This window comes from Streptomyces genisteinicus (assembly GCF_014489615.1).
In the GTDB taxonomy this organism is placed as follows: Bacteria; Actinomycetota; Actinomycetes; order Streptomycetales; family Streptomycetaceae; genus Streptomyces; species Streptomyces genisteinicus.
The window spans coordinates 3,899,158-3,924,393 of the sequence record NZ_CP060825.1; the positions used below are offsets into that span (position 1 = coordinate 3,899,158).

General features: G+C 72.3%; 23 protein-coding genes. 14 read left to right on the forward strand and 9 right to left on the reverse strand.

All coding sequences use genetic code 11. The features are described 5' to 3' along the window. Positions 1-13: 13 nt before the first annotated feature. The 3 genes from IAG43_RS16915 (at position 14) to IAG43_RS16925 (ending at position 2,784) form a co-directional block, all read left to right on the forward strand. Positions 14-904 (forward strand): NUDIX hydrolase, encoded by an 891-nt coding sequence (locus tag IAG43_RS16915; RefSeq protein WP_187741557.1) that lies wholly within the window; start codon positions 14-16, stop codon positions 902-904. Next, a complete protein-coding gene (locus tag IAG43_RS16920) occupies positions 901-1,749 on the forward strand; it encodes an MBL fold metallo-hydrolase (protein WP_187741558.1) in 849 nt (282 codons plus the stop codon). The genes IAG43_RS16915 and IAG43_RS16920 overlap by 4 nt, the downstream gene beginning before the upstream one ends. Positions 1,750-1,899: 150 nt before the next feature. Then, entirely contained in the window at positions 1,900-2,784 is an 885-nt protein-coding gene (locus tag IAG43_RS16925; protein ID WP_187741559.1) for a prohibitin family protein, read from the forward strand. A 70-nt stretch (positions 2,785-2,854) separates the two neighbouring features. Here IAG43_RS16925 and IAG43_RS16930 read toward each other — a convergent pair whose 3' ends face one another. Further along, a complete protein-coding gene (locus tag IAG43_RS16930) occupies positions 2,855-3,529 on the reverse strand; it encodes a Crp/Fnr family transcriptional regulator (protein WP_187741560.1) in 675 nt (224 codons plus the stop codon). Positions 3,530-3,823: 294 nt separating this feature from the next. Here IAG43_RS16930 and nth point away from each other — a divergent pair, with 294 nt between their 5' ends. From nth to IAG43_RS16945, 3 genes are all read left to right on the forward strand, one after another. Beyond that, positions 3,824-4,666: an endonuclease III gene (gene nth / locus IAG43_RS16935; protein WP_187741561.1), complete on the forward strand. Its 843-nt coding sequence runs from the start codon at positions 3,824-3,826 to the stop codon at positions 4,664-4,666. A gap of 70 nt (positions 4,667-4,736) precedes the next feature. Next, the gene (locus IAG43_RS16940) at positions 4,737-5,462 is read left to right on the forward strand and encodes an NUDIX hydrolase (protein ID WP_187741562.1); all 726 of its coding nucleotides are present in this window, start codon (positions 4,737-4,739) and stop codon (positions 5,460-5,462) included. Positions 5,463-5,578: 116 nt separating this feature from the next. Beyond that, the gene (locus IAG43_RS16945; protein ID WP_187741563.1) at positions 5,579-6,778 is read left to right on the forward strand and encodes a MarP family serine protease; all 1,200 of its coding nucleotides are present in this window, start codon (positions 5,579-5,581) and stop codon (positions 6,776-6,778) included. Between the two features lie 199 nt (positions 6,779-6,977). Here the strand turns inward: IAG43_RS16945 and IAG43_RS34540 are convergent, their stop codons facing one another. The 6 genes from IAG43_RS34540 to IAG43_RS16970 form a co-directional block, all read right to left on the reverse strand. Beyond that, the gene (locus IAG43_RS34540) at positions 6,978-7,166 is read right to left on the reverse strand and encodes a hypothetical protein (RefSeq protein ID WP_246574393.1); all 189 of its coding nucleotides are present in this window, start codon (positions 7,164-7,166) and stop codon (positions 6,978-6,980) included. A 154-nt stretch (positions 7,167-7,320) separates the two neighbouring features. Beyond that, positions 7,321-8,268: an alpha/beta fold hydrolase gene (locus tag IAG43_RS16950; protein WP_187741564.1), complete on the reverse strand. Its 948-nt coding sequence runs from the start codon at positions 8,266-8,268 to the stop codon at positions 7,321-7,323. 76 nt (positions 8,269-8,344) lie between these two features. Next, positions 8,345-8,836: a phage holin family protein gene (locus tag IAG43_RS16955; RefSeq protein ID WP_187741565.1), complete on the reverse strand. Its 492-nt coding sequence runs from the start codon at positions 8,834-8,836 to the stop codon at positions 8,345-8,347. A gap of 55 nt (positions 8,837-8,891) precedes the next feature. Continuing rightward, complete coding sequence (nhaA, locus tag IAG43_RS16960) at positions 8,892-10,286, reverse strand: Na+/H+ antiporter NhaA (protein WP_187741566.1); 1,395 nt, start codon at positions 10,284-10,286, stop codon at positions 8,892-8,894. Positions 10,287-10,477: 191 nt separating this feature from the next. After that, on the reverse strand, positions 10,478-12,433 hold the full coding sequence (gene acs, locus IAG43_RS16965) for an acetate--CoA ligase (RefSeq protein ID WP_187741567.1): 1,956 nt from the start codon (positions 12,431-12,433) through the stop codon (positions 10,478-10,480). A gap of 268 nt (positions 12,434-12,701) precedes the next feature. Next, entirely contained in the window at positions 12,702-15,044 is a 2,343-nt protein-coding gene (locus IAG43_RS16970; protein WP_187741568.1) for a SulP family inorganic anion transporter, read from the reverse strand. A gap of 300 nt (positions 15,045-15,344) precedes the next feature. Between IAG43_RS16970 and IAG43_RS16975 the strand changes: the two genes are divergently transcribed. Continuing rightward, positions 15,345-16,616, forward strand: coding sequence for a polysaccharide deacetylase family protein (locus IAG43_RS16975; protein ID WP_187741569.1), 1,272 nt, complete (start codon positions 15,345-15,347; stop codon positions 16,614-16,616). A 58-nt stretch (positions 16,617-16,674) separates the two neighbouring features. Here the strand turns inward: IAG43_RS16975 and IAG43_RS16980 are convergent, their stop codons facing one another. Continuing rightward, on the reverse strand, positions 16,675-17,661 hold the full coding sequence (locus IAG43_RS16980) for an ATP-binding protein (RefSeq protein WP_187741570.1): 987 nt from the start codon (positions 17,659-17,661) through the stop codon (positions 16,675-16,677). Between the two features lie 102 nt (positions 17,662-17,763). Between IAG43_RS16980 and IAG43_RS16985 the strand changes: the two genes are divergently transcribed. Next, positions 17,764-18,594 carry a Fic family protein gene (locus IAG43_RS16985; RefSeq protein WP_187741571.1) on the forward strand — a complete coding sequence of 277 codons (831 nt, stop codon included), beginning with the start codon at positions 17,764-17,766 and terminating at the stop codon, positions 18,592-18,594. 317 nt (positions 18,595-18,911) lie between these two features. Here IAG43_RS16985 and IAG43_RS16990 read toward each other — a convergent pair whose 3' ends face one another. After that, positions 18,912-19,817 carry an HAD family hydrolase gene (locus IAG43_RS16990; protein ID WP_187741572.1) on the reverse strand — a complete coding sequence of 302 codons (906 nt, stop codon included), beginning with the start codon at positions 19,815-19,817 and terminating at the stop codon, positions 18,912-18,914. Positions 19,818-20,291: 474 nt separating this feature from the next. Between IAG43_RS16990 and ssd the strand changes: the two genes are divergently transcribed. The 6 genes from ssd to IAG43_RS17020 all read left to right on the forward strand — a co-directional run bounded on the left by ssd (position 20,292) and on the right by IAG43_RS17020 (position 25,183). Further along, a complete protein-coding gene (ssd, locus tag IAG43_RS16995; protein ID WP_187741573.1) occupies positions 20,292-21,395 on the forward strand; it encodes a septum site-determining protein Ssd in 1,104 nt (367 codons plus the stop codon). Next, the gene (locus tag IAG43_RS17000; RefSeq protein WP_187741574.1) at positions 21,392-22,540 is read left to right on the forward strand and encodes a TadA family conjugal transfer-associated ATPase; all 1,149 of its coding nucleotides are present in this window, start codon (positions 21,392-21,394) and stop codon (positions 22,538-22,540) included. The genes ssd and IAG43_RS17000 overlap by 4 nt, the downstream gene beginning before the upstream one ends. Beyond that, positions 22,501-23,385: a type II secretion system F family protein gene (locus tag IAG43_RS17005; RefSeq protein WP_187741575.1), complete on the forward strand. Its 885-nt coding sequence runs from the start codon at positions 22,501-22,503 to the stop codon at positions 23,383-23,385. Before IAG43_RS17000 ends, IAG43_RS17005 begins: the two co-directional genes overlap by 40 nt. A gap of 203 nt (positions 23,386-23,588) precedes the next feature. After that, positions 23,589-24,203 (forward strand): type II secretion system F family protein, encoded by a 615-nt coding sequence (locus IAG43_RS17010; protein ID WP_425508609.1) that lies wholly within the window; start codon positions 23,589-23,591, stop codon positions 24,201-24,203. Positions 24,204-24,501: 298 nt separating this feature from the next. Then, positions 24,502-24,756, forward strand: coding sequence for a DUF4244 domain-containing protein (locus tag IAG43_RS17015; protein WP_187741577.1), 255 nt, complete (start codon positions 24,502-24,504; stop codon positions 24,754-24,756). Beyond that, a complete protein-coding gene (locus tag IAG43_RS17020) occupies positions 24,743-25,183 on the forward strand; it encodes a TadE family type IV pilus minor pilin (RefSeq protein WP_187741578.1) in 441 nt (146 codons plus the stop codon). The genes IAG43_RS17015 and IAG43_RS17020 overlap by 14 nt, the downstream gene beginning before the upstream one ends. Positions 25,184-25,236: the final 53 nt, after the last annotated feature.

A 25,236-nucleotide genomic window follows, 5' to 3' on the forward strand; every position in this document is an offset into this window, starting at 1 on the left:
ATAGCATCCGGCCATGCCCAATGGTCAGTGGTACCCGCCGGAATGGCCCGACCGCATCCGCGCCCTTGCCGCGGGCGACATCGCGCCCGCCACCCCGAAGCGGGCCGCGACGGTGATGCTGCTCCGCGACGGCACCGACGGGCCCGCCGTCCACATGCTGAGGCGGCGCACCTCCATGGCCTTCGCCGGAGGCGCGTACGCCTATCCGGGCGGCGGAGTCGACCCGCGCGACGACCGGCCGGTCCGCTGGGCCGGGCCCTCGCTGGAGACCTGGGCGGACCGGCTGGGCACCGACGACGCCGCCACCGCCCAGGCCGTGGTGTGCGCGGCGGTCCGCGAGACGTTCGAGGAGGCCGGCGTGCTGCTCGCCGGACCGGCCGCGGACACCGTCGTCGGCGACACCACGGGAGACGACTGGGAGGCCGACCGGCAGGCGCTGGTCGACCGCGACCTGTCGTTCGCGCAGTTCCTGGAACGCCGCGGCCTGGTCCTGCGCTCCGACCTGCTCGGCGCCTGGGCGCGGTGGATCACGCCCGAGTTCGAGCAGCGCCGCTACGACACCTGGTTCTTCGTGGCCGCCCTCCCCGAGGGACAGCGCACCCGCGACGTGTCCACCGAGGCCGACACCACCGTATGGACCCGCCCCGCCGAGGCCGTCGCCGGATACGACAGGGGCGAGCTGCTCATGATGCCGCCGACCGTCGCCACCCTGCGGGCCCTGGAGCCGTACGCCCGCGTCGCGGACGCGCTCGCGGCCGCCGCCCGGCAGAGTCTCGAGCCGGTCCTCGCCACGGCCCGTCTGGGCGAGGACGGCGACGTGGTGCTGAGCTGGCCGGGCCACGAGGAGTTCACCAAGCACGTACCGCGGGGAGGCACGCACCTGCCGCAGGGAGGACCGCGATGACGGACGCCGCAGCACTGCCGGGACAGCCGCGCGGAGGCGTGCTCTCCGGGCCCGCCACCGCCCGCGCGGTCAACGTCCTCGCGCCCAACCCGTCCGCGATGACGCTGGACGGCACCAACACGTGGATCGTCTCCGAGCCCGGCTCCTCCCTCGCCGTCGTCATCGACCCGGGGCCGCTGGACGAGGCGCACCTGGGGGCCGTGGCCGCCACGGCAGAGGCGGCGGGCAAGCGGATCGCGCTCACCCTGCTCACCCACGGCCACCCGGACCACGCGGAAGGGGCGGCACGGTTCGCCGAACTCACCCGGACCCGGGTGCGGGCGCTCGATCCGGCGCTGCGGCTCGGTGACGAAGGACTCGCCGAAGGCGACGTCGTGACCACCGGCGGCCTGGAGCTGCGGGTCGTCGCCACCCCCGGGCACACCGCCGACTCCCTCAGCTTCCATCTGCCCGCCGACCGCGCCGTGCTGACCGGCGACACGATCCTGGGCCGCGGCACCACGGTGGTGGCCCATCCGGAGGGGCGGCTCGGGGACTACCTCGACTCCCTGCGGCGGCTGCGCTCGCTCACCGTGGACGACGGCGTCCACACCGTGCTGCCGGGGCACGGCCCGGTGCTGGAGGACGCCCAGGGCGCGGTCGAGTTCTACCTCGCCCACCGCGCGCACCGGCTCGCCCAGGTCGAGACGGCCGTCGAGAACGGCCGCACGACGGCCCCGGAGGTCGTCGCCCACGTCTACGCGGACGTCGACAGGTCCCTGTGGCCGGCGGCCGAGCTGTCGGTGCGGGCCCAGCTCGCCTACCTGCGCGAGCACGGTCTCATCGGCGTGAGCGACACGGCCTGACGGCGTTCCGGACGCGGCCGCGCCGGGCCCGCGGTCCGGGCGGCCCGTGCGGGCCCGTGCGGAACGGAACCCTCCGGGCGCGCCCGGCGTCGTCGCAGGCGAGGCCTTACGGCCCGCTTATGTCGCGGCACCGTCACTGGGGGGACAACCGTGTTCGTCCTGTTCGTCATACTCGTCATCGCCGCTGCGGTGATGTTCTTCGTCGCCCGCGCCGGCGACCACCGGGGGCTGAGACTGGGTGCGCTGGGCGCGCTGATCGCCGGGCTGTTCGCCGGGGTCTCGAGCTGCGTCCACGTGGTCAGCGCCTACGAGGTCGGCGTGCCCGTCACCTTCGGCAAGGTCGGCTCGCCGATGACCTCGGGGGTCAACCTCACCTCGCCGTTCACCGGCGTCACCACGTTCTCCACGCGCCCCGTGGACCTCAACCTCTCCGACAAGGACGTGGTCGAGGTCCGCTCCTCGCAGGGCGGCGTCATGTACGCGGAGATCACCGTGAAGTGGGCGGTCACCCCGGCGAAGGCCGTGGAGCTGTACCGGCTGGCGGGCAGCGAGGACGCGATCCAGCAGCGTCTGGTCTTCCCGGACAGCCGGGAGATCGTCCGCAACGTCTTCGCCCGGCACACCAGCGAGGAGGGCTACACCTCGGCCCGGGAGAAGATCAACACCGAGATCGGCGATCTGATCCGGGAGCGCCTGGCGCCCCGCGGCATCGCCGTGACGACGGTCAACCTGCGCAACGTGAAGCCCTCGGAGAAGCTCCAGGAGCAGATCGACTTCAAGATCCAGCAGGAGCAGGCGACCGAACGGGCGACGGAGGCGGGCCGCACGGCGAAGGCGGAGGCCGAGCGCCGGCGCATCGAGGCCGAGGGCATCGCCAGGGCGAACCGGATCCTGAGCGACTCCCTGACGGACAAGGTCCTCGCCAACCAGTGCATCGAGGCGTTCAAGGAGGCCGCGGCCCAGCAGCCGGTCTACGCGGTCCCGTGCGGCGGGGGGACGGGTAATCCGCTGATCGTGGACGGCACGAAGAACTGAGCGCACGGCGAAGGGCCGCCCGCGTGACGCGGGCGGCCCTTCGTGAAGTCCGCCGGGACGCGGTGCGCGATCAGCGCGAGCGCTTCGCGAGGCGCTCCACGTCCAGCAGGATCACCGCTCGGGCCTCCAGCCGCAGCCAGCCGCGCTGCGCGAAGTCGGCCAGCGCCTTGTTGACGGTCTCGCGGGAGGCGCCGACCAGCTGGGCGAGCTCCTCCTGCGTGAGGTCGTGGACGACGTGGATGCCCTCCTCCGACTGCACGCCGAAGCGGCGCGAGAGGTCGAGCAGCGCGCGGGCGACACGGCCCGGCACGTCGGAGAAGACCAGGTCGGACATCTGGTCGTTGGTCTTGCGCAGGCGTCGGGCGACCGCGCGCAGCAGCGCCGTCGCGACCTCCGGGCGGACGTTCAGCCAGGGCTGGAGGTCGCCGTGGCCCAGGCCCAGCAGCTTCACCTCGGTCAGCGCGGTGGCGGTCGCGGTGCGCGGACCGGGGTCGAAGAGGGACAGTTCGCCGATCAGCTCGCCGGGTCCGAGGACGGCGAGCATGTTCTCGCGCCCGTCGGGGGACGTGCGGTGGAGCTTGACCTTGCCCTCCGTGACCACGTACAGGCGGTCGCCGGGGTCGCCCTCGTGGAAGAGCGCGTCGCCACGGGCGAGCGTCACTTCACTCATCGAGGCGCGGAGCTCCGCGGCCTGCTCGTCATCGAGCGCCGCGAAGAGCGGGGCGCGCCGCAGAACGTCGTCCACGAGTTCTCTCCTTGTCGACCTGCTCAGGGGACGTAGTCCCCCATGATGCCGGACCACGCTGCACTGTCCTGGGGACCCGGTGCCCCGCGGCGGCATCGTCGGGGACGAGGACCCCGGTACTAAACAATCGTGCGATCAGTCACAACAAGTCTGACGTACTGACGCGCCCCTCCGTACGGCAGGGGTCCGATTGGGTCCTGATTCCGGGGGACCGCGGCGGATGTCGGCGGTCCCCCTTAGGCTGGCCGGGTGTCCAATTCGCCGGTGACAGTGCAGGCCAAGGGGGCTGGAAACGTGTCCGGAAAGCAGAATTCCGCTGTGGGCGAACACCCCTCGCCCGGTCCGGGCAGAAGGAAGAAATCGGTCAAACCGGAATCCCGGCTCGCGATGGTGCGCCGAGCCCGCCGGATCAACCGTGAACTCGCCGAGGTCTTCCCGTACGCCCACCCCGAACTGGACTTCGAGAACCCCTACCAGCTCCTGATCGCCACGGTCCTGTCGGCCCAGACCACCGATCTCCGCGTCAACCAGACCACCCCCGCCCTCTTCGCCGCGTACCCGACGCCCGAGGACCTCGCGGCGGCGGTCCCCGAGGAGGTCGAGGAGCTCATCCGGCCGACCGGCTTCTTCCGCGCCAAGACCAGGTCGATCATGGGGCTCTCCAAGGCGATCCGGGACGACTTCGGCGGCGAGGTGCCCGGCACGCTGAAGGAACTCGTCACCCTGCCCGGTGTGGGGCGCAAGACCGCCTTCGTCGTCCTCGGCAACGCCTTCGGCGTCCCCGGCATCACCGTCGACACCCACTTCATGCGGCTGGTGCGCCGCTGGAAGTGGACCGAGCAGGACGACCCGGGGAAGATCGAGGCCGAGATCGCCACGATCTTCCCCAAGTCCGAGTGGACGATGCTCTCGCACCGCGTGATCTTCCACGGCCGCCGCATCTGCCACGCCCGCAGGCCGGCCTGCGGCGCCTGCCCGATCACCCACCTCTGCCCCTCGTACGGTGAGGGCGAGACGGACCCGGAGAAGGCGAAGAAGCTCCTCAAGTACGAGATGGGCGGCCGGCCGGGGCAGCGCCTCAAGCCGCCCCCGGACTACCCGGGCACGCCGGCGCCCGCCGCGGGTACCGCCGAGTGAGCTCTCGCCGGGCGGTCCGCCGCGAGGAACGATCCGGGATCCCCGGGGCGTTGAGCACCCAGGGGTGCCCATGACACGCGCAGGAGAAGAGACGTACGAGGCGTACGAGCGGTCCGGCCGGGCCGGTGACGAGCCGGCCGTGACCACCGAAGGCATGCCCGCGTGGCTGGACCCCGTGGTGCGCGCCGCCGGTGCCGTCCAGCCCCACCAGCTCAGCCGCTTCCTGCCGCCGGCCGACGGGGGCGGCCGGCAGTCGGCCGTCCTCGTCCTGTTCGGCGAGGGCGCGCGGGGCCCCGAACTGCTGCTGATGGAGCGGGCCGGCACCCTGCGCTCCCACGCGGGCCAGCCCTCGTTCCCCGGCGGCGCCCTGGATCCGGAGGACGGCGACCCGGCCACCACGGGCCCGCTGCGTGCCGCGCTGCGCGAGGCCTGGGAGGAGACGGGCCTGGATCCGTCCGGCGTCCAGACGTTCGGCGTGCTGCCCAAGCTCTACATCCCGGTGAGCGGATTCGTGGTGACGCCCGTACTGGGATGGTGGCGCGCCCCCAGCCCGGTCTCCGTGGTCGATCCCGCCGAGACCGCCCGTGTCTTCACCGTGCCCGTGGCCGATCTCACGGACCCGGCCAACCGTGCGACCGCCGTGCACCCGAGCGGTCACGCGGGGCCCGCCTTCCTGGTGGAATCGGCCCTGGTCTGGGGGTTCACCGCCGGGGTCATCGACCGGCTGCTGCACTTCTCCGGCTGGGAACGCCCGTGGGACCGCTCCAGGGAGGTCCCGCTCGACTGGCGCGCATGACAGGGTGGCCAGGCACAGGTCCCGCCCCGGGACACCTGGCGCAAGCGGCCGAGCCGCGGACCGAGGACGCATAGCCGGCAGGAGCACCCGGCGACGACACAGCGAGGCTGAAGACGGTGAACGTGCTGGACATCCTGTTGCTGGTCGCCGCTGTCTGGTTCGCGGTCGTCGGCTACCGCCAGGGCTTCGTCGTCGGCATCCTCTCGGTGATCGGCTTCCTCGGCGGCGGCCTCGTCGCCGTCTACCTCCTGCCCGTGGTGTGGGGGGCGCTGACCGACGACGCCGAGGTCTCCACCACGGCGGCCATCGTCGCCGTCGTCATCGTGATCGTCTGCGCCTCCGTCGGACAGGCCTTCACCACCCACCTCGGCAACAAGCTGCGCACCCACATCACCTGGTCGCCCGCCCGGGCGCTGGACGCCACGGGCGGCGCGCTGGTCAACGTCGTCGCGATGCTGCTCGTCGCCTGGCTCATCGGCTCCGCCCTGGCCGGCACCTCCCTGCCGACCCTCGGCAAGGAGGTCCGCGGCTCGAAGGTGCTGCTCGGCGTCTCCCGGGTGATGCCCGATCAGGCGAACACCTGGTTCACGGACTTCTCCTCCGTCCTCGCGCAGAACGGATTCCCCCAGGTCTTCAGCCCCTTCGCCAACGAGCCCATCACCGAGGTCCAGGCGCCCGACCCCGCGCTGGTGGGCAGCCCGGTCGCCGCCCGCGCCAAGCAGTCCATCGTGAAGGTCGTCGGCACCGCGCCCAGCTGCGGCAAGGTCCTCGAAGGCACCGGCTTCGTCTTCGACAAGCGCCGGGTGATGACCAACGCCCACGTCGTCGGCGGCGTGGACGAGCCCACCGTCCAGATAGGCGGCGAGGGCAGGCTCTACGACGCCAAGGTCGTCCTGTACGACTGGGAGCGGGACATCGCCGTGCTGGACGTCCCCGACCTCACGGCACGACCCCTCCAGTTCACCGACGAGGACGCCCGCAGCGGCGACAGCGCGATCGTGGCCGGCTTCCCCGAGAACGGCGCCTACGACGTCCGCTCCGCCCGCGTCCGCGGCCGCATCAACGCCAACGGGCCCGACATCTACCACCGGGGCACGGTCCGCCGCGACGTGTACTCGCTCTTCGCGACCGTCCGCCAGGGCAACTCGGGCGGCCCGCTGCTCACCACGGACGGCAAGGTCTCCGGCGTCATCTTCGCCCGCTCTCTCGACGACGCCGACACCGGCTACGCCCTCACCGTCGACGAGATCCGCGAGGACATCGCCAAGGGCCGCTCGGCCAACCAGCAGGTCGACAGCCAGGGATGCGCGCTGTAGCCGGGTCCGGCGCCGCCCGGGCGCGGGTGCCCGGCGGCACGCGTGCGAGGGGCGGGGTGCTCGGTGGCACACGTGCGGGGTGCGCGGGTGCTCGGTGGCACACGTGCGGGGTGCGCGGGTGCCCGGCGGTACGCGTGCGAGGTGTGCGGATACGCCGGTGCGCGTACCGGGTAATCGTCCGGACGGGGCCGTCCGGCCGTCAGCCCCGCGGATGCCTCAGACGCGCCGACACCCAGCGGGCGCGGCGACGGAGGATGCGCGGAATGCCCATCCCGTCTCCGGGATGCTCGTGGCTCCCGCCGGGGGAGTCGCCACGGTCGTGGCTGATCGGCCCGTTGGCCGAGCGGCGGTTGCGTGCTGCGTCACTGTAGTCGTGCGTCCAGCCCATACCGGGACGTCTGCCCGGGCCTCAAGGTCGGTAACCGCGTCCCGGGCGTCCAATTGGCCTATGCGCCAGGCATTTGGCCGTTCGTAGGACAACCGTTCCCGGACTGCACCCGAACGGCCCATCGGCCGCCGCCGTACGGCCCCCTCACGGGCCCTCAGCGGTCCGGCTCGGGGTCCTTGAGCCAGTTGATGAGCTCCCCGGAGAACGCCACGGGATCCTCCTCATGGGGGAAGTGGCCGAGCCCGTCGAACAGGCGCCAGCGGTAGGGCGCTTCGACGTACTCGCCCGAACCGGCGGCGCTGCGCGTGCGCATCGCCGGGTCGAGCGACCCGTGCAGATGCAGCGTCGGCACCCGCACCGGGCGCTTCATGCGGCGGTTGAACTGGAAGCCGTCCGGCCGCGCGAGCGACCGCACCATCCACCGGTACGGCTCGATCGAGCAGTGGGCCGTCGACGGGATGCACATCGCGCGCCGGTAGACGTCGACCGCCTCCTCGTCGACCGGCTGCGGTCCGGACCACTCCCGGATCAGCCGGCCGACCAGGGCCGCGTCGTCCGCGACCAGTTGCCGCTCCGGGATCCACGGGCGCTGGAAGCCCCACACGTACGATCCCGCCCGGCTCTGCGCGAAGTCGGAGAGCATCGCCGACCGCCACCGCCGCGGATGGGGCATCGAGGAGACCGCGAGCCGGCGCACCAGCTTGGGCCGCATCACGGCCGCCGTCCAGGCCAGGTAACCGCCCAGGTCGTGGCCGACCAGCGCCGCGTCCGGCTCGCCGAGCGAGCGCACCACCCCGGTGATGTCGAGCGCGAGGTTCGCCGGGTCGTAGCCCCGGGGCGTGCGGTCGCTGCCGCCCACGCCCCGCAGGTCCATCGCTACGGCCCGGAAGCCCGCGTCGGCGAGGGCGGTGAGCTGGTGCCGCCAGGTCCACCAGAACTGCGGGAACCCGTGCAGCAGCATCACCAGCGGCCCGTCGCCCATCTCCACGATGTGGAAGCGGGCGCCGTTGGCTGCCACGTCACGGTGGGTCCAGGGACCGTCGACGCGTACGGGGCTGCCGAGGGCGGAGAAGCCGCCGGGGCTGGATTCAGGGGCCGTCATGCAGATGAGCGTGCCACAACCGGGGGCGACGCGTTCGCCGGGCCCGGCGGCGGTGCCGCCGGACCGGTGAGCCCGGTCACACCAGAGCCTTGTCCTCCCGGACCCCGCCCGTCAGCTCCGGCCGCGGCTCGGGCCGGGGGTGCGGCTTGGCGTTCTGGAGCACCGCCGCGGTCTCCTTGGCCGACGCGACCGCCTTCTGGGGACCCTTGCCCTTCTTGGCCTTCTTCACGAACACCAGGCCGACCAGCGCGAGCAGCAGGGCCAGGGCGACGTTCACGGCGAACGACAGCAGGAAGCACAGGGCCATGTTCCAGCCCGTCCACGTCCGGAAGCCGTAGGCGAGGGCGAAGCTCAGCATCGGCAGCGAGAACAGCAGCACCATGGCGGCGACGGTGAAGAGCCCGCCGCCGATGCCGGCCTTCTTCACGTCCTGGCGCAGTTGCGCCTTGGCCAGTGCGATCTCGTCGTGCACCAGCGCCGACATCTCGGCCGTCGCCGAAGCGACCAGCTGTCCGAGACTGCGGTCGGCGCCGACAGCCTTCGCCGTGGTGTTGCCGGGATCGCTCATCGCTGACTCCCTCTCCAGTTCCTGCGGTCTGCGCGTACTACGGTCCGATGTCAGATCATGCCGGACTGTCGCCGCCGTCGCTCGACGCCCCCGCCGCTCGGGCCTTCCGGCGGTGCTCGGCGGCCTTCTCCTCGTAGATCGCCGCCATCCGCAAGTGGTAAGCGGGGTCGTCCTGTTCGTAGACGTCCGGGACACCTGACATGTCCTCATCGCGCTCCTCGTACTCGTAGAGCGCCTGGTACGTGCGTACCCGCATTTTGAGGAGGACTCCTGCGAGAAGTGCGGCGATCAGGGAACCGACCAGTACCGCCGCCTTCACCTGGTCGGTGAGGGCGGGGTCGTCGTCGAAGGCGAGTTCGCCGATCAGCAGGGACACCGTGAACCCGATGCCGGCGAGGGTGGCCAGCGCGAAGACGTCCGGCCAGCGCAGATCGGGATTCAGCTCCGCCTTGGTGAAGCGTGCCGTCAGCCAGGTGCCGCCGAAGATGCCCACGGCCTTGCCGACGACCAGTCCGAGGACGACGCCGAGCGTCTCCGGCCGGGTGAAGACGTCTCCGAGGGCGCCGCCCGAGACCGTGACACCGGCCGAGAACAGGGCGAACAGCGGTACGGCCACACCCGCCGACAGCGGCCGCACCAGGTGCTCGATGTGCTCGCCGGGGGAGTGCTCCTCGCCCTCGCGCCGGGTGCAGCGCAGCATCAGGCCCATCGCCACGCCCGCGATGGTGGCGTGCACGCCGCTGTTGTACATCAGGCCCCAGACGACCAGCGCGAGCGGTACGTACACGTACCAGCCCCGCACCTCCTTGCGCAGCAGCAGCCAGAAGAGCGCGAGACCGGCGAAGGCCCCGCCGAGGGCCGCGAAGTTCAGGTCGGCGGTGAAGAAGACCGCGATGATCAGGATCGCGAAGAGGTCGTCCACGACGGCCAGGGTCAGCAGGAAGGCCCGCAGCGCCGAGGGGAGGGAGGCACCGAGCACGGCGAGCACCGCGAGGGCGAAGGCGATGTCCGTCGCGGTCGGGACCGCCCAGCCGGAAGTGGAACCGCCGCCGGTGGTCGTGACGATCAGATACACCAGGGCGGGCATGACCATGCCGCAGAGCGCGGCGACGACCGGAAGTGCCGCGGCTCGCGGGTCGCGCAGCTCGCCGGCGACGAGTTCCCGCTTGAGTTCGATGCCGGCGACGAAGAAGAAGACCGCGAGTAGCCCGTCAGCCGCCCAGTGGGCGACGGAGAGGTCCAGGCCGAGTGCCGAGGGCCCGAAGTGGAAGTCGCTCACCGAGGCGTAGCTGCCGCCGAAGGTGTTGGCCCAGACAAGGGCCGCGACCGCCGCGACGAGCAGGAGCACTCCGCCGACGGTCTCCGTGCGCAGTGCGTCCGCGACATAGGTGCGCTCGGGCAGCGAGAGGCGGCCGAGGACGGTGCGGGGAGTGGGGGGCGACGGGGCCACGAGCGGAAACCTCCGGTCGGTCGGGCATGGCAGAACACTTGCCGACCAGACTTCCCGGCGCACCTTGAACAGCTACTGCGTCGTTGACGCGGCCTTAACCCTACCCGCATGCCTCTCCGGCAGGACTGTGGACATGACAGGGCCCCGCCGCGCTGTGCGCGGCGGGGCCCTCGGACGGAGCGATCGACGTGTCAGTCCTCGCTCGCGGCGCTCGGGAGCTTCGTCTGGATGAGGTCCATGACGGATGAGTCGGTCAGCGTGGTGACGTCACCCAGCTCGCGGTTCTCGGCGACGTCGCGCAGCAGGCGGCGCATGATCTTGCCCGAGCGGGTCTTCGGCAGCTCCGCCACGGGAAGCACGCGCTTCGGCTTCGCGATCGGGCCGAGCGTGGCGCCCACATGGGCCCGCAGCTCCTCCACGAGTCCCTCGTCCTCGCTGGCGGTGCCGCGCAGGATGACGAAGGCGACGATCGCCTGCCCGGTCGTCTCGTCGGCGGCACCCACGACCGCCGCCTCGGCGACCTTGGGGTGGGAGACGAGGGCGGACTCGACCTCGGTGGTCGAGATGTTGTGACCGGAGACCAGCATCACGTCGTCGACGCGGCCCAGCAGCCAGATGTCGCCGTCGTCGTCCTTCTTGGCGCCGTCGCCGGCGAAGTACTTGCCCTCGAAGCGGGACCAGTAGGTGTCGATGAAGCGCTGGTCGTCGCCCCAGATGGTGCGGAGCATCGACGGCCACGGCTCGGTCAGCACCAGGTAGCCGCCGCCTCCGTCGGGCACCTCGTTGGCCTCGTCGTCGACGACCGTGGCCGAGATGCCGGGCAGTGCGCGCTGCGCGGAACCGGGCTTGGTCTCGGTGACACCGGGCAGCGGCGAAATCATCATCGCCCCGGTCTCGGTCTGCCACCAGGTGTCCACGATCGGGGTCTTGCCGGCGCCGATGTTCTCCCGGTACCAGATCCACGCCTCGGGGTTGATCGGCTCCCCGACGGAGCCGAGCACCCGCAGGCTCGACAGGTCGAACTTGGCGGGGATGTCGTCTCCCCACTTCATGAACGTGCGGATCGCGGTCGGCGCCGTGTAGAGGATCGTGACGCCGTACTTCTGGACGATCTCCCAGAAGCGGCCCTGGTGCGGGCTGTCGGGTGTGCCCTCGTACATGACCTGCGTCGCGCCGTTGGCCAGCGGGCCGTAGACGATGTACGAGTGGCCGGTGACCCAGCCGATGTCGGCCGTGCACCAGTACACGTCCGACTCCGGCTTCAGGTCGAAGACGGCGTGGTGGGTGTAGGCCGCCTGCGTGAGATAGCCGCCGGAGGTGTGGAGGATGCCCTTCGGCTTCCCCGTGGTGCCCGAGGTGTACAGGATGAAGAGCGGGTGCTCGGCCTCGAACGCCTCGGGTGCGTGCTCGGCGGACTGGCGGCCGACGACGTCGTGCCACCACACGTCGCGCCCCTCGGTGAACGCCGTCTCCTGGCCGGTGCGCCGCACCACCAGGACGTGCTCGACCTGCGGGCAGCGGGAGACCGCGTCGTCGATCGCGGGCTTGAGGGCGCTGGGCTTGCCGCGGCGGTAGCCGCCGTCGGCGGTGATGACCAGCTTGGCGTCGGCGTCCTGGATGCGGGAGGCGACGGCGTCGGCGGAGAATCCGCCGAAGACCACGGAGTGGGCGGCGCCGATACGGGCGCAGGCCAGCATCGCGACCGCGGCCTCCGGGATCATCGGCATGTAGACGGCGACCCGGTCGCCCTTGCGGACCCCCAGTTCGGTCAGGGCGTTGGCCGCCCGGGAGACCTCGTCCTTGAGCTCCGCGTAGGTGATGGCCCGGCTGTCGCCCGGCTCGCCCTCGAAGTGGATGGCGACCCGGTCGCCGTGCCCCGCCTCGACATGGCGGTCCACACAGTTGTACGCCACGTTGAGGGTGCCGTCGGCGAACCACTTGGCGAAGGGCGGGTTGCTCCAGTCGAGCGTCTCGTTCGGTTCGGTGGCCCAGGCGAGCCGCCGTGCCTGCTCGGCCCAGAAGCCGAGCCTGTCCGCCGCTGCCTGCTCGTACGCCTCCGCCGTCACGTTGGCGTTCGCTGCCAGCTCGGCCGGCGGCGCGAAGCGCCGCTCTTCCTTGAGCAGGTTGGCCAGGCTCTCGTTGCTCACGACATCTCCCTTTCCCAGGGCGTCTTCTGTGCGTATGTGTCCCAGGCCATAGCTCATCAGCCGAGAGGCCGGGTGACAAGGGCCTTCCGGAAATTGGTTTAGACCTGTGAGTGACCGTGTGCGGTCGCCGGCACCACGGGACGGCGAGGTCCCGGGCGCCGGCGGCAGCCCCTCGCCCCCGAGCGGTGGGGAAGAGGGGCCACACGTTCTCACGGGCGGGAGGCCCGGTCGGTTCAGCCACGCGGCGACCGGGGACGGCCGCCCCGGGTCACACTCCGGCCTTCTCCAGAGCCGAGGGGGGTCCGGGAGACACACGGTCGAAGACTTCGTCGAGCCCGTCCCCGTCGGTACCGGTCAGCAGGTACGCCTGGGCCTCGCCCACGTGGAAGTACATGCCGTGCAGCTGGAGCCGCCCCTCGGCGAGGCGCCGTGCCACCGGCGGGTGGGCGCGGAGGTGTTCGAGCTGCTGGACGACGTTGGTCAGGCACAGCTGCTCCACGGCGTCGGCGGGGAGGCGGCCGGAGATCCTCGCCCAGGGGTGATGCTTGCTCCGCATACGGCGCAGGCTGGGACGGGCGTGCCTCAGCCAGCGGCCCAGCGGCGAGGACGCGCCGTCCGCCGCACCGCCCAGCAGGGCCTGCATGGCGCCGCAGCCGGAGTGGCCGCACACGGTGATCGACTCGACACCGAGCACGTCGACGGCGTACTCGATGGCGGCGGCGACCGAGTCGTCCCCGGCCTCGTCGCCGGGCAGCGGGACGAGGTTGCCGACGTTGCGCACGGTGAACAGGTCGCCGGGGCCGCTGGACGTGATCATGCTGGTGACCAGGCGGGAGTCGGCGCAGGTCAGGAAGAGCTGTGACGGGCGCTGCCCCTCTCTGGCCAGGCGCGCGAGCTCGTCGCGCACCAGCGGGGCCGTGTCCCGCTGGAACGATCTGAGTCCGGTGGCCAGCCGGTGGCTCCTCGGCTTCTGAGGAGCGTCCTGGCAGTGGTGGTTCCGCCACGGTGTCCAGGGGCGGCAGCAGCCGTGGGTGTCGGAGGCCGGCTCGCTGATGCGGGTGCCCGCCCTGCCGGTGAACTGGACCGTGCCGCCGTGGGCGGCATGTGCGGTTCCCCAGTGCTGCAGGGCTTCGTACGCCGCATGGTCCATGAAGGACCCGTCGAGCTCGACGTGGCAGGCCGCACCGTGCGGCACCTGGCTCAGCACGCGGCTGAGGCGCGGGACGGCGAGGAACGTCAACTGGCCGCGGACCCGCACCCGGTGGATCACCTCGCCCTCCTCGGTGGTGATCCTCGTCCTGGTGAGACGGTGCAGCGCGACGACCACGGCCACGGCGATGCCGATGAGCACGCCCTCCAGGACGCCGGTGAGGACGACGGCGGTCACGGTCGCGGCGTAGACGAGCATCTCGCGGTTCCGCCGGACGGTGCGCACATGCGTGATGTTGACCATCTGGACGCCGACGACGGCCACGAGGGCGGCGAGGGCGGCGAGGGGGATCAGGTCCATCACCGGGACCAGGAGCAGTGCCGCCACGGCGATCCACAGCCCGTGGAGCATCGTCGAGTGCCGGCTGACGGCACCCGCGGTCACGTTGGCGTTGCTGCGGACGGCGACCCCGGCGACGGGCAGTCCGCCGAGGGCCCCGGAGACGATGTTGGCGGCGCCCTGGCCGGCGAGTTCGCGGTCGAGGTCGGAGCGGTGCGGGGTGGCGGAACCGCCTCTTCCGGAGACGAGCCGGTCGACGGCGACGGCGGACAGCAGCGACTGGACGCTGGTGACCAGGGTGATCGTGACGACGGCGGCGATCAGCCCGAGCACGGGGCCCTCGGGCAGTGCGGGCAGCGCATGCGACCGCCAGGACGGGAGGTCCACGCGTTCCAGCCGCAGACGGGTGATCGTCGCCAGGGCGGTGGCGGCGATCACGGCGGCGAGCGCGGCGGGCACGATGCGCAGCGTGTCGCCCACCCGGCCCGGGATCCGGGGCCACGCCAGCAGGATGCCGGCGGTCAGTGCGCTCACCATGAGGGCCGCCGGGTCCAGCGCCGCCAACTGTCCCGGCAGGCCGAGCACATTGGCGACGGCGGAGCTCTGCGGCGATCCGCCGAGCACGATGTGGATCTGGGCCAGCGCGATCGTGACGCCGATGCCCGCGAGCATGCCGTGGACGATCGCGGGGCTCACCGCGAGTGCGGAGCGGGCGACCCGCAGGGCCGCGAGACCGATCTGGCAGAAGCCGGCCGCCACGGTGACGGCGCAGGTGGCGCGCCATCCGTAGTGCTGGATCAACTCGGCGGTGACCAGCGTGAGTCCGGCGGCGGGCCCGCTCACCTGGAGCGGGGACCCGCCCAGGCGTCCGGCGACGACGCCGCCGACCGCCGCCGCGACGAGTCCGGCCTGGAGAGGGGCCCCGGTGGCGAGGGCGATGCCGAGCGAGAGCGGCAGGGCGATGAGGAAGACGGAGATGGAGGCGGAGAGATCGGCCGGATCGATCCGGCCCCAGCGGCGGGGCCGGCTTGCCGGCGGGTGCGGCGGGTCGTGGGAAGGGCCGGAGTGGGTGGTGCCGGGCGGGTGGGCCGGCTCGTCGGTGTGGGCGGGGGCGCAGGTCATTCCCGTCTCCTCGGGGGCGGCGCGGTCGCGGAATGTGGGGGTCGCGGCCGTGGGGCACGGCGTGGCATGGCGGGATGCTCGAATCGCACGAGCGCTCAACTTTAAGTAAATGGATCGTAATGCAGAGTAAAGACTGAGGCATTATTTTCAGGGCAAATGGGGCAATGAATCACTCGATGCAGTGATTAGTCATTTCATCTCGGCTCGTCGCTCTCCGACCCCCTCCCTCCGGTGTGAACGTGTCGACTTCGGAATTCCGCAGTCGGAAAGTCATATCGGCATACGAAAGAGGGTGGACGGATGCTCGCCGCCACGAAGAGGACTGTCTCCGTCGGCGTGGTCGCCGCGGCACTGGTCGCGGGGGTCGCCGGGTGCACCGCCCCGGGCGACGCCCGGGACAGCGGCACCAAGGGCGGTGCCGGGGCCGCCAAGGAGGGTGTCGCGGCACCCAAGAGCGCCGTCCGCCTCATCGGCGACGGCTCCACCGCGTTCACCGGCGCACAGCCCAATCTGATGAAGCCGCAACGGCTGAAGGCCGGGGAGAAGCCGCCGCAGTTCGTCGTGTTCTCCTGGGACGGCGCGGGAGAGGACAGCCAGAAACTCTTCTCCCACTTCCGCAACGTCGGCAAGAAATACGACGCGACGATGACGTACTTCCTCAGCGGCGTCTATCTGCTGCCGGAGGAGAAGCGCGATCTGTACGAGCCGCCGCAGCACGACGCCGGCCGCTCGGACATCGGTTTCAACGACCTCCAGGGAATCAAGGACACCGTGCGGGAGCTGCGCGGCGCCTGGCTCGACGGCAACGAGGTCGGCACGCACTTCAACGGCCACTTCTGCGGGAAGGACCGGGGCGTCGGCACCTGGTCGGTCGAGGAGTGGAAGAGCGAGATCGGGCAGGCCAAGTCCTTCGTCAAGAACTGGAAGACGAACGCCGGGATCACCTCCGCCGATCCGCTGCCGTTCGACTACGACAAGGAGCTGATCGGCGCCCGCACGCCGTGCCTGGAGGGCCAGGAGAACTTCATGCGCGCGGCGAGCACCCTCGGATTCCGCTACGACACCAGCGGTGTCAACGAGCAGGTCTGGCCCAAGAAGAAGCACGGCCTGTGGGACCTCTCCCTCCAGATGGTGCCGTTCCCCGGCCGTGCCTTCGAGACGCTGTCCATGGACTACAACTTCATGGTCAACCAGTCGGTCACCTCCCAGGGCGAGCCCTCCATGCACACGTTCTGGGGCAACCAGATGCGTGACGGGCTGCTGAAGGCGTTCGACCGCGCCTACAAGGGGAACCGGGCTCCGCTGATCATCGGCAACCACTTCGAGTCCTGGAACGGCGGGACCTACATGGACGCCATCGAGGAGACCATCGCCACCGTGTGCGTGAAGAGCGACGTGAAGTGCGTGTCGTTCCGGCAGCTCGTGGACTGGCTGGACGCCCAGGACCCGCTGGTGCTGCAGAAGATGCGGGAGCTGGGTGTGGGCCAGGCACCCGCCGGCGGGTGGACCGGCTTCCTCGGCACCCCGCCCGTCGCCCCCGCGGCACCGCCCGCCCCGAAGAGCGAGCGCTGAGCTCGGGCAGGCGTCCGACGCGGGCGGTCCCGGTGCCCCCGGGACCGCCCGCCGGCGGTCAGCCGGGCTGCGGCACGGGGGCGTGCTCTCCCAGGACGAAAGAGGGGTCGACCTGGGCGGCCAGATCCGCGCCGGTCCGCTCGTTTCCCCAGCTCTCGGCGTTCTTCAGGTGGAAGTGGACCATCTGGCTGGTGTAGCGCGCCCAGTCCCGGTCGGCGTAGGAGTCCTCGGCGGCGTCCTGGAGCGCTTGGAGGGCCATGCGGTTGCCGGCCTCCAGCTGCTCGAAGCGGGCGGGACGCCCCTTCTCCATGGCGCGCACCCAGTCGGAGTGCCCCACGGCGACGAGCAGGTCGTCCCCCACCTCCTCGCGGAGGAAGTGGAGATCGTCGGGACCCTGCACCTTGTTGCCGACGACCTTCAGCGCCACGCCGTAATCGCGTGCGTAGTCCTTGTACTGCCGGTAGACGGACACTCCCTTGAGAGTGGGTTCCGCGACCAGGAACGTCATGTCGAACCGGGTGAACATGCCCGAGGCGAACGAGTCGGAGCCGGCCGTCATGTCCACGACGACGTACTCGTCCGGGCCGTCCACGAGGTGGTTCAGGCAGAGCTCGACGGCGCCGACCTTCGAGTGGTAGCAGGCGACGCCGAGGTCCGACTCGGTGAAGGGGCCGGTCGCCATCAGCCGGATCTCGCCGTCGTCGAGGCTCACCGTTCGCGCGCAGGCCGCGTACACGGGGTTGTCCTCCTGCACCCGGAGCAGACGGGACCCCTCGCCGGGCGGAGTGGTCTTGATCATGGTCGCGGACGAGGTGATCCGGGGGTTCGTCCCGCGGAGGTAGTCCTTGATCAGCGGCAGGTGTGCGCCGAGAGCGGGCAGATCGGCGGCCGCCGCCTCGTCGAGGCCGAGAGCGGCCCCCAGATGCTGGTTGATGTCGGCGTCCACCGCGACGACGGGGGCCTCGTTGGCGGCCAGGTGGCGGATGAAAAGTGAGGACAGCGTGGTCTTCCCGCTGCCGCCCTTCCCTACGAAAGCGATCTTCATGTTCACCTAGGGTAGCCGCATGGGCGCGTTCGGTTGTCAAGGGGAGTGAAGAAGACCACTCCAAGGTGGGGCGCAGGTGCGGGGCGCGTAGCCTCGCTGGTTATGAGTACGAACGCCTCGCCGGCCGATCCGCTCGCCACCCTCGGTGCGCTGCCCGGGGTCACCGACTCCGTCGACTCCGTGCGCCAGGCCGTGGACCGCGTCTACGGGCACCGGGTCATGCGCCGGCGCAGCGCGGAGATCACCTCGGAGGCCGCGCTGCGCGGAGCCCGGGCCTCCGCCGCGCTGTCCGGGGCCGACTGGGCCCTCGAAGAGGTGCGGCGGCGCACCGACTTCAGCGGTGAGCCCGAGGCGCGCACCGTCGGTGCGGCCCTGCGGCTCGCCGCGGAGGCCGGTCAGCTTCTCTCGATCTGGCGCCAGTCCCCGCTGCGGGTGCTCGCGCGTCTGCATCTGGTCGCCGCCGGGGGTGCCGCGGAGGACGTGTCCGTGGGCCGCCCCCGCCTTGCCGGGGAGACGGTGGACGAGCCGCTGATCGAGGCCCCCCTCCCGGGTGCGGACGAGGTGGCGGGCAGGCTGGACGGGCTCGCCGGTCTGGTCATCGGCGGCACCGCGGCGCCCGCCCTGGTGTCGGCCGCTGTGGTGCACGGGGAACTGCTGGCCCTGCGGCCCTTCGTCTCGTGCAACGGTCTGATCGCGAGGACGGCCGAGCGGATCGTGCTCATCGGCAGCGGGCTCGACCCGAAGGCGATCTGCCCCGCGGAGGTCGGTCACGCCGAGCAGGGGCGCGCCGCCTATGTCGCCGCGTTCGAGGGGTATCTCTCGGGCACGCCGGAGGGGATGGCGGCCTGGATCGCGTTCTGTGGCCGGTCCGTCGGGCTCGGCGTCAGGGAGTCGACCGCCGTGTGCGAGGCGCTCCAGCGCGGCGCCGCCTGATCCGGGGGCGCGCGCGGAGGGAAAAGGGTTGCGGCGGTACCGTCCGGTACCGCCGCTGGCATGTCCGCCCAGTTACCAAGCGTCCTCGTGTGTTGCCCATCAGGTCGGGGTCATTGCCCGTCACCTGGTGCGGCTGGCCCGTAATCGACGGGTCGACGTCGCGTGGGTGCTCGGCTTCCATGCATCGGTCCGTGGGGCCTTTATGCGTGTTTAAAGGTGATCCTTTCGGATGTCCTCGGTCTCGCGGGCCGTTGAGTCCTTTGTACTCCTGCGCGCAGGGAAGGGAAACCCCTGCCAGGGCTTCTTTACTTTCGGGTTCAAACGCGGGCGAACCGGACCGGAGGGATCGCCGCCGGTGCGGCCCCCGCGAGCCGGGCCGCCCTGGCGGCGCCTCGCCGGCGGCTGGCGTACCAGACCAGGCCCGCCGTGGCCGCCGCGGCGCCGACGGCCGCCGCGGCCACCAGCGCCGGCCGCGGCGGCATGGAGAACGCGGGGAGCCGCTGCTTGAGCCGCACCGGACGGTTGAAGACGAGAACCGGCCAGTCCCGGAGCGCTGCCTCGCGACGCAGCGCCCGGTCGGGGTTGACCGCGTACGGGTGGCCCACCGACGAGAGCATCGGGATGTCCGTCGCCGAGTCGCTGTACGCGTAGCAGCGGGTGAGGTCGTACCCCTCGGACTCGGCCAGTTCCTTGACGGCTTCCGCCTTGGTCGGGCCGTAGGCGTAGTACGCGATCTCCCCGGTGAAGCAGCCGTCGTCGCCGACGACCATCCGGGTGGCCACGACGCGGTCCGCGCCGAGCATCTCGCCGATGGGCTCCACCACTTCGGCGCCCGACGTGGAGACGATGACCACGTCCCGGCCGGCCGTGTGGTGCTCCTCGATGAGGGACGCGGCCTCGTCGTAGATGATCGGGTCGATCAGGTCGTGCAGGGTCTCGGCGACGATCTCCCGCACCTGCTGCACGTTCCAGCCCTTGCAGAGCGCCGACAGGTACTCGCGCATCCGCTCCATCTGGTCGTGATCGGCGCCGCCGGCCAGAAAGACGAACTGTGTATAGGCGGTGCGCAGCGCGGCGCGGCGGCTGATCAGCCCGCCTTGGTAGAAGGACTTGCTGAAGGTCAGGGTCGAGGACTTCGCAATGACCGTCTTGTCCAGGTCGAAGAAGGCTGCCGTGCGCGGCAAGGAGTGGTTTTCCACGGGCAGAGCATATGCGCCCGCCATTCGGCGTACGCTGGGGCGCGTGGGTTTGCCTGAGAAGGCTCTCGGGTACACCATGGAAGTCACGGATCGTTCGCGACCGTGCTAACCCGGTCCGGCTCCTCCCCCCCCGAGTCGGCCGGAAAGACGACCCCCGCTCTCCCCCCCGGCGGGGGTCGTCGCATGTCCGGAGGGGTTTTCCCGTTCATCGGCAGGCTCCGGGCCGCCGAGTGCCCCGCAGCATCGCCTTCCGGGTCGCGGAGGGCCCACCCCCGGTTTCGTGACTCTGTGTAGTCATGCTGGTGCTCTCCGGAAGTCGTTCAACGCTCACCGGTTTGGGCTACGGAGTTATTCACAGGTGGCGGGTTATCCACAGTTTTTCAGCAAGATCCACACGATTTTTCAGTGCACTCCACCGTGATTCCAGCCGCGAAGTCCGCGGGACGGAGGAATCGCGCACTCGCAGCCGTGCGGTGCGCAGGGAGAGGGTGGGAGACCGTGGCCGGATCCATCACATCGCCGCGTGGCCAGTCGACCGGGGGACGCCGGGACGGGCCCCTGATCGTGACCGAAGACGTCGCGCTCCTGGACGACCTGCTGCGCCTGTGCGCGGCCGCCGGTGCGGAGCCGGAGGTGCACCATGCGGTGCCCGAGCGGCGGGACGCCTGGGAGGGGGCACCCCTGATCCTCGTGGGCGACGACGCCGCACACCGCTGCCGGGGAGCCGGACGCCGCAGCGGCGTGCTGCTCGTGGGCCGGGACCAGGACGACCCCGAGGTCTGGCGGCGGGCCGTGGAGATCGGGGCCGACGGCGTCCTGTGCCTCCCCGACGCCGAGACCTGGCTCGTCGACCGCATCGCGGACGTCGTCGAGGGTGTCGACCGGCCGGCGCTGACCGTCGGGGTGATCGGCGGCCGGGGCGGCGCCGGGGCGTCGACGCTCGCCTGTGCGCTCGCCGTCACAGCGGCGCGCGACGGGCGGCGCACCATGCTCGTCGACGGGGATCCGCTCGGCGGCGGCCTGGACGTGCTGCTCGGCGGCGAGCATGCGGAAGGACGCCGATGGCCGGATTTCGCCGCCTCGAAGGGCAGGGTCGCCGGTGGAGCACTGGAGGAGTCCCTGCCGCAACTCCACTCCCTGCGGGTACTCAGCTGGGACCGGGGAGACTCGGTCGTGGTGCCGCCCGAGGCCATGCGCTCCGTGCTGGCCGCCGCCCGGCGCCGCGGCGGTGTGGTCGTCGTCGACCTGCCGCGCCGTGTGGACGACGGCGTCGCCGAGGCGCTCGCCCAACTCGACCTGGGGCTGCTCGTGGTGCCGGGCGAACTGCGGGCGGTCGCCGCCGCGAACAGGGTCGCATCGGCCGTGGGCATGGTCCTCGGCGACCTGCGCGTGGTGGTGCGCGGCCCGTACGCGCCCGGCCTGGACGAGCGCTGGGTCGCCGGCGCGCTCGGGCTGCCGCTCGTGGGTGAACTCCCCGTGGACACGGGGCTGCTCGAGGCCCAGGGGGAGGGATCCCCGCCCGGCGCCGTCGGCCGCAGCCCCCTGGCCCGCTTCTGCACGGCCTTCTGGGAGAAGGCCTTCGCCGGGGAGGCCCGGCCATGAGCGCGGGACTCCTGGAGGCTGTACGGCAGCGGCTGGCGGAGAGCGGCGCGGAGCCGACCCCCGCGCGCGTGGCGGCCGCGCTCCGCGCCCAGGGCAGACTGCTGGGCGACGCCGAAGTGCTCGGCGGCACGGAGGAGTTGCGGGGCGAACTCGTGGGTGCCGGTCCGCTGGAGCCGCTGCTCGCCGACCCCTCCGTCACCGATGTGCTCGTGTCCGCGCCGGACCGGGTGTGGGTGGACCGGGGCGGAGGACTCGAACTCACGGCCGTGACCTTCCCCGACGCCGCGTCCGTGCGCCGGCTCGCACAGCGTCTCGCGGCCGTCGCCGAGCGCCGGCTCGACGACGCGCGGCCGTGGGTCGACGCCCGGCTGCCCGACGGCACCCGGATGCACGCGGTGATCCCGCCGGTCGCAGTCGGCTCCACGTGCCTGTCCCTGAGGGTGGTGAGACCCCGGGCCTTCTCGCCGGCCGAGCTCGTCCGGGCCGGGACCGTGCCGCCGGGCGGCGACCGGATCCTGCGCGCTCTGGTGGCTGCGAGGCTCTCCTTCCTGATCAGCGGCGGCACGGGGTCGGGGAAGACCACTCTGCTGAGCAGCCTGCTGGGACTGGTGGGGGAGCGGGAGCGCATCGTCCTCGCGGAGGACTCCGCCGAACTCAGGCCCGACCACCCTCATGTGGTGCGGCTCGAGTCGCGCGCGGCCAACCAGGAGGGTTCGGGCCGGGTGACCCTGCGGGATCTGGTCAGACAGGCACTGCGGATGCGGCCCGACCGGCTGGTCGTCGGTGAGGTGCGCGGCGAAGAGGTGGCGGACCTGCTTGCCGCGCTGAACACCGGGCACCAGGGCGGGTGCGGAACCGTGCATGCCAACACCGCGGCCGACGTCCCCGCCAGGCTGGAAGCCCTGGGTACTGCCGCGGGCCTCGACCGGGCGGCCCTGCACAGTCAGCTGGCCGCAGCGCTCGACGTCGTGGTCCATGTCGCGCGCGATGCCGCCGGGCGGCGCCGGATCGCCGAGATGCACGTGCTGGAGCGGGACGCGAGCGGGCTGGTGGTGACCGTCCCGGCACTCCGCTGGGGTGCCGAGACCTTCATGCCGGGCCCGGGATGGCAGCCGCTGCGGGCACTGATGGGGGAGGCGCTGTGAGGCTCGGCGAGACGGTCTGCGCCGCCGCGGCCTGCGCGGGTGCGGCCGCCTGGCTGGTGACGGCGGACGGCCGGGAGCGGCGCCGGGCCGCGCTCCTGCTGGCGGGGCCCGCGCAGCCGCTCTCCCGGGACCGGCTGCACGGGAGCCTCCTCGGCCTGGCACGGAGGCACACGGAGTGGCTCTGCCTGCTCCCCGCAGCGCTGCTCGCGCTGCTGGCGGGCTCCGTGGTGCCGGCCGTCCTCGGAGTGCTCGCGGTGCCGCTCGTGCGACGGCGTCTGCGCGCACGGCAGCGGGAGCGGGAGAAGCGGCGCAGGGCGGCCGAGGTCGTGGCCCTGTGCGGCGCGATCACGGGCGAGCTGCGGGCCGGGTCGCAGCCCGGAGCGGCGCTGCGGCTCGGAGCCCGCGCCACGGACGCGCTCGGCGGGGGCGAGTCCGCCGTGCTGGCGGCCGCCCGCTTCGGAGGCGACGTGCCCGAGACGCTGCGTGCGGCATCCCAGCAACCCGGGGCGGAAGGGCTGGCGGGGATGGCCGCCTGCTGGCAGGTGGCGGTCGGCAGCGGAGCCGGGCTCGCCGACGGACTGGACCGGCTCGAGGCGGCCCTGCGGTCGGCGGTCGACCAGCAGGACGAACTGCGGGCGCAGTTGGCGGGCGCGTGGTCGACCGTGACGCTGCTCGCGCTGCTCCCGCTCGCCGGTCTCGGACTCGGTGCCGCACTCGGAGCGGATCCGCTGGAGGTGCTGTTCCACACTCCCGCCGGTCTGGCCTGCCTGGCCATCGGAGGAGTGCTGGAGACCGCGGGCGTCCTGTGGTCCGGGCGGATCGTACGAGCGGGGTCGGCGGCATGAGCGGGGATCTCCTTCCGCGGATCGGAGCCCTGCTCGCCGGGCCGGCCGCGGTGTGCCTCCTCGGCTTGTCGGTGGTGACGAGCCGGCGCCGGCGAGCAGTCCGCAGGAGGGCCGCGGCGCTCTGGCACCACGAACGCGTACCTCGCAGGAGCAGGAGCGCCGGAAGCAGAACGAAGCCGGGCCGCGGGGCCCGGGAATGGGCAGTGCCGCTCGGGGTCGTGGCGATGTGCTGGACGCTCCTCGGCGGAGCGCTCGGTGCGGCCGTGGCGGTCGTGGCGGGCGCGGGGGTTCGGCACTGGCTCCGCCGGGAGGGCCGGGCGGTCGGCTCGGGCGCCGGGACCGGTCCCGGCGCCGAAGACGGCCGGACCGGGGCGGAGGCGATACGCCAACTCCCGCTGGCTGCAGACCTGCTGGCCGCCTGTGTCTCCGCGGGTGCGGGCCCGCGCGAGGCCGCCGAAGCCGTCGGCATCTCCCTGGGCGGCCCTGTCGGGGAGCGCCTGAAGGCCATGGCGGCGCAACTGCGGCTGGGACGCGAACCGGCCGAGGCCTGGGCCTGGTTCGCCCGTACGCCGGGCGCGGCACCGCTCGCCCGCTGCCTGGAGCGCGCCGACACGACCGGTGCCCCGGCCGCGGAGCCGATGGCGCGCCTCGCCGAACGGTACCGGGCGGACCGTGCCCGACGGGTCACCGCCCACGGCCGCCGTGCGCAAGTGCTGATCACGGCCCCCGTGGGGCTCTGCTTCCTGCCCGCCTTCCTCGCGGTGGGCGTGGCGCCGGTGGTGATCGGACTCGCCGGAGGTCTGCTGGCCGGCCGGTGACCCTACCGGTGGGGCTCCCCGCGCCCGACCGTTCCGCTCCCCGCTTCCAGGGGCGCGCGCCGCGGCCGACCGAACCGGCGATCACCCGCCCTGGCTGCACCCGCGCGACCGTGCGAGGCGCCCACCGCGCGATGTACGCCGTGTGCCCGGCGCACCGGTCACTCGGCCCCGGCCACGGTCCGAGTTCCGAGGTCCGAGTGGCCCGGCACCCCCGAGTTCCCGCGCATCCCGCTCACGCTCATCCGATTCACCATCACCCGATTCACGACCGTTCGAGTCGTCGACCCAGGAGGTCACCATGTGGAAAGCGATCCTTCAGACCCTCACCCGCCCGGTCCGGCCCCGCTTCGTACGCCGGACCGGGCGTCGGACCCGTGCCCGCTCGCTGGCCGTCGCGCTGCGGCGGGACAGGGGGATGACCACGTCCGAGTACGCGATGGGCACCATCGCCGCCTGCGCGTTCGCCGCGGTTCTCTACAAGGTGATCACCAGCGGAGCCGTCTCCGGAGCACTGGAATCGGTGATCGGCAAGGCGCTCGATGCCCAGTTCTGACGGCGCTCCCACCGGGGCTGCGGGCCGCGGTGACCGAGGCTCGGTCACCGCGGAGGCGGCCGTCGCCCTGCCCGCCCTGGTCGTGTTCTGCATGGCCCTGGTGTGGGCCCTCATGGCGGCTGCGGCGCAGATCCAGTGCGTGGACGCCGCGCGGGCGGGTGCCCGGGCCGCCGCGCGTTCGGAACCGGTGCCGGCCGCCGTGGCCGCCGCACGGTCGGCCGCACCGGCCGGCGCCCGCGTCACCCTCGTCAGGGACGGTGACCTGTGGCGCGTGGCGGTGGAGGCGCGGGCCCCGGGGCCGGGCGCTCTCGCGCTGACGCTCGGCGCCCGCGCGGCCGCGCTCGCCGAGGACAGCGTCGGGCGGGAGCCCCCGGGGACGGCGCATGTCGCCGCACCCGGTGCGGCACGGGGAGGGAGGACGCCGTGAGGCGGGACGGAGGGGCGGCCACGGTCTGGGTGGCGTGCGCCTGCAGTGTGCTG

What these genes read in the sequence shown, in the direction of transcription:
- IAG43_RS17020 (WP_187741578.1), top strand. Translation starts at nt 24,743, where the DNA reads ATGCCCAGTTCTGACGGCGCTCCCACCGGGGCTGCGGGCCGCGGTGAC.
- IAG43_RS16980 (WP_187741570.1), bottom strand. Translation starts at nt 17,661, where the DNA reads ATGAAGATCGCTTTCGTAGGGAAGGGCGGCAGCGGGAAGACCACGCTG.
- IAG43_RS16975 (WP_187741569.1), top strand. Translation starts at nt 15,345, where the DNA reads ATGCTCGCCGCCACGAAGAGGACTGTCTCCGTCGGCGTGGTCGCCGCG.
- IAG43_RS16920 (WP_187741558.1), top strand. Translation starts at nt 901, where the DNA reads ATGACGGACGCCGCAGCACTGCCGGGACAGCCGCGCGGAGGCGTGCTC.
- IAG43_RS17015 (WP_187741577.1), top strand. Translation starts at nt 24,502, where the DNA reads ATGTGGAAAGCGATCCTTCAGACCCTCACCCGCCCGGTCCGGCCCCGC.
- IAG43_RS16915 (WP_187741557.1), top strand. Translation starts at nt 14, where the DNA reads ATGCCCAATGGTCAGTGGTACCCGCCGGAATGGCCCGACCGCATCCGC.
- IAG43_RS16985 (WP_187741571.1), top strand. Translation starts at nt 17,764, where the DNA reads ATGAGTACGAACGCCTCGCCGGCCGATCCGCTCGCCACCCTCGGTGCG.
- IAG43_RS16970 (WP_187741568.1), bottom strand. Translation starts at nt 15,044, where the DNA reads ATGACCTGCGCCCCCGCCCACACCGACGAGCCGGCCCACCCGCCCGGC.
- IAG43_RS17005 (WP_187741575.1), top strand. Translation starts at nt 22,501, where the DNA reads ATGGCAGCCGCTGCGGGCACTGATGGGGGAGGCGCTGTGAGGCTCGGC.
- IAG43_RS16940 (WP_187741562.1), top strand. Translation starts at nt 4,737, where the DNA reads ATGACACGCGCAGGAGAAGAGACGTACGAGGCGTACGAGCGGTCCGGC.
- IAG43_RS16990 (WP_187741572.1), bottom strand. Translation starts at nt 19,817, where the DNA reads ATGGCGGGCGCATATGCTCTGCCCGTGGAAAACCACTCCTTGCCGCGC.
- IAG43_RS34540 (WP_246574393.1), bottom strand. Translation starts at nt 7,166, where the DNA reads ATGGGCTGGACGCACGACTACAGTGACGCAGCACGCAACCGCCGCTCG.
- IAG43_RS16955 (WP_187741565.1), bottom strand. Translation starts at nt 8,836, where the DNA reads ATGAGCGATCCCGGCAACACCACGGCGAAGGCTGTCGGCGCCGACCGC.
- IAG43_RS16950 (WP_187741564.1), bottom strand. Translation starts at nt 8,268, where the DNA reads ATGACGGCCCCTGAATCCAGCCCCGGCGGCTTCTCCGCCCTCGGCAGC.
- IAG43_RS17000 (WP_187741574.1), top strand. Translation starts at nt 21,392, where the DNA reads ATGAGCGCGGGACTCCTGGAGGCTGTACGGCAGCGGCTGGCGGAGAGC.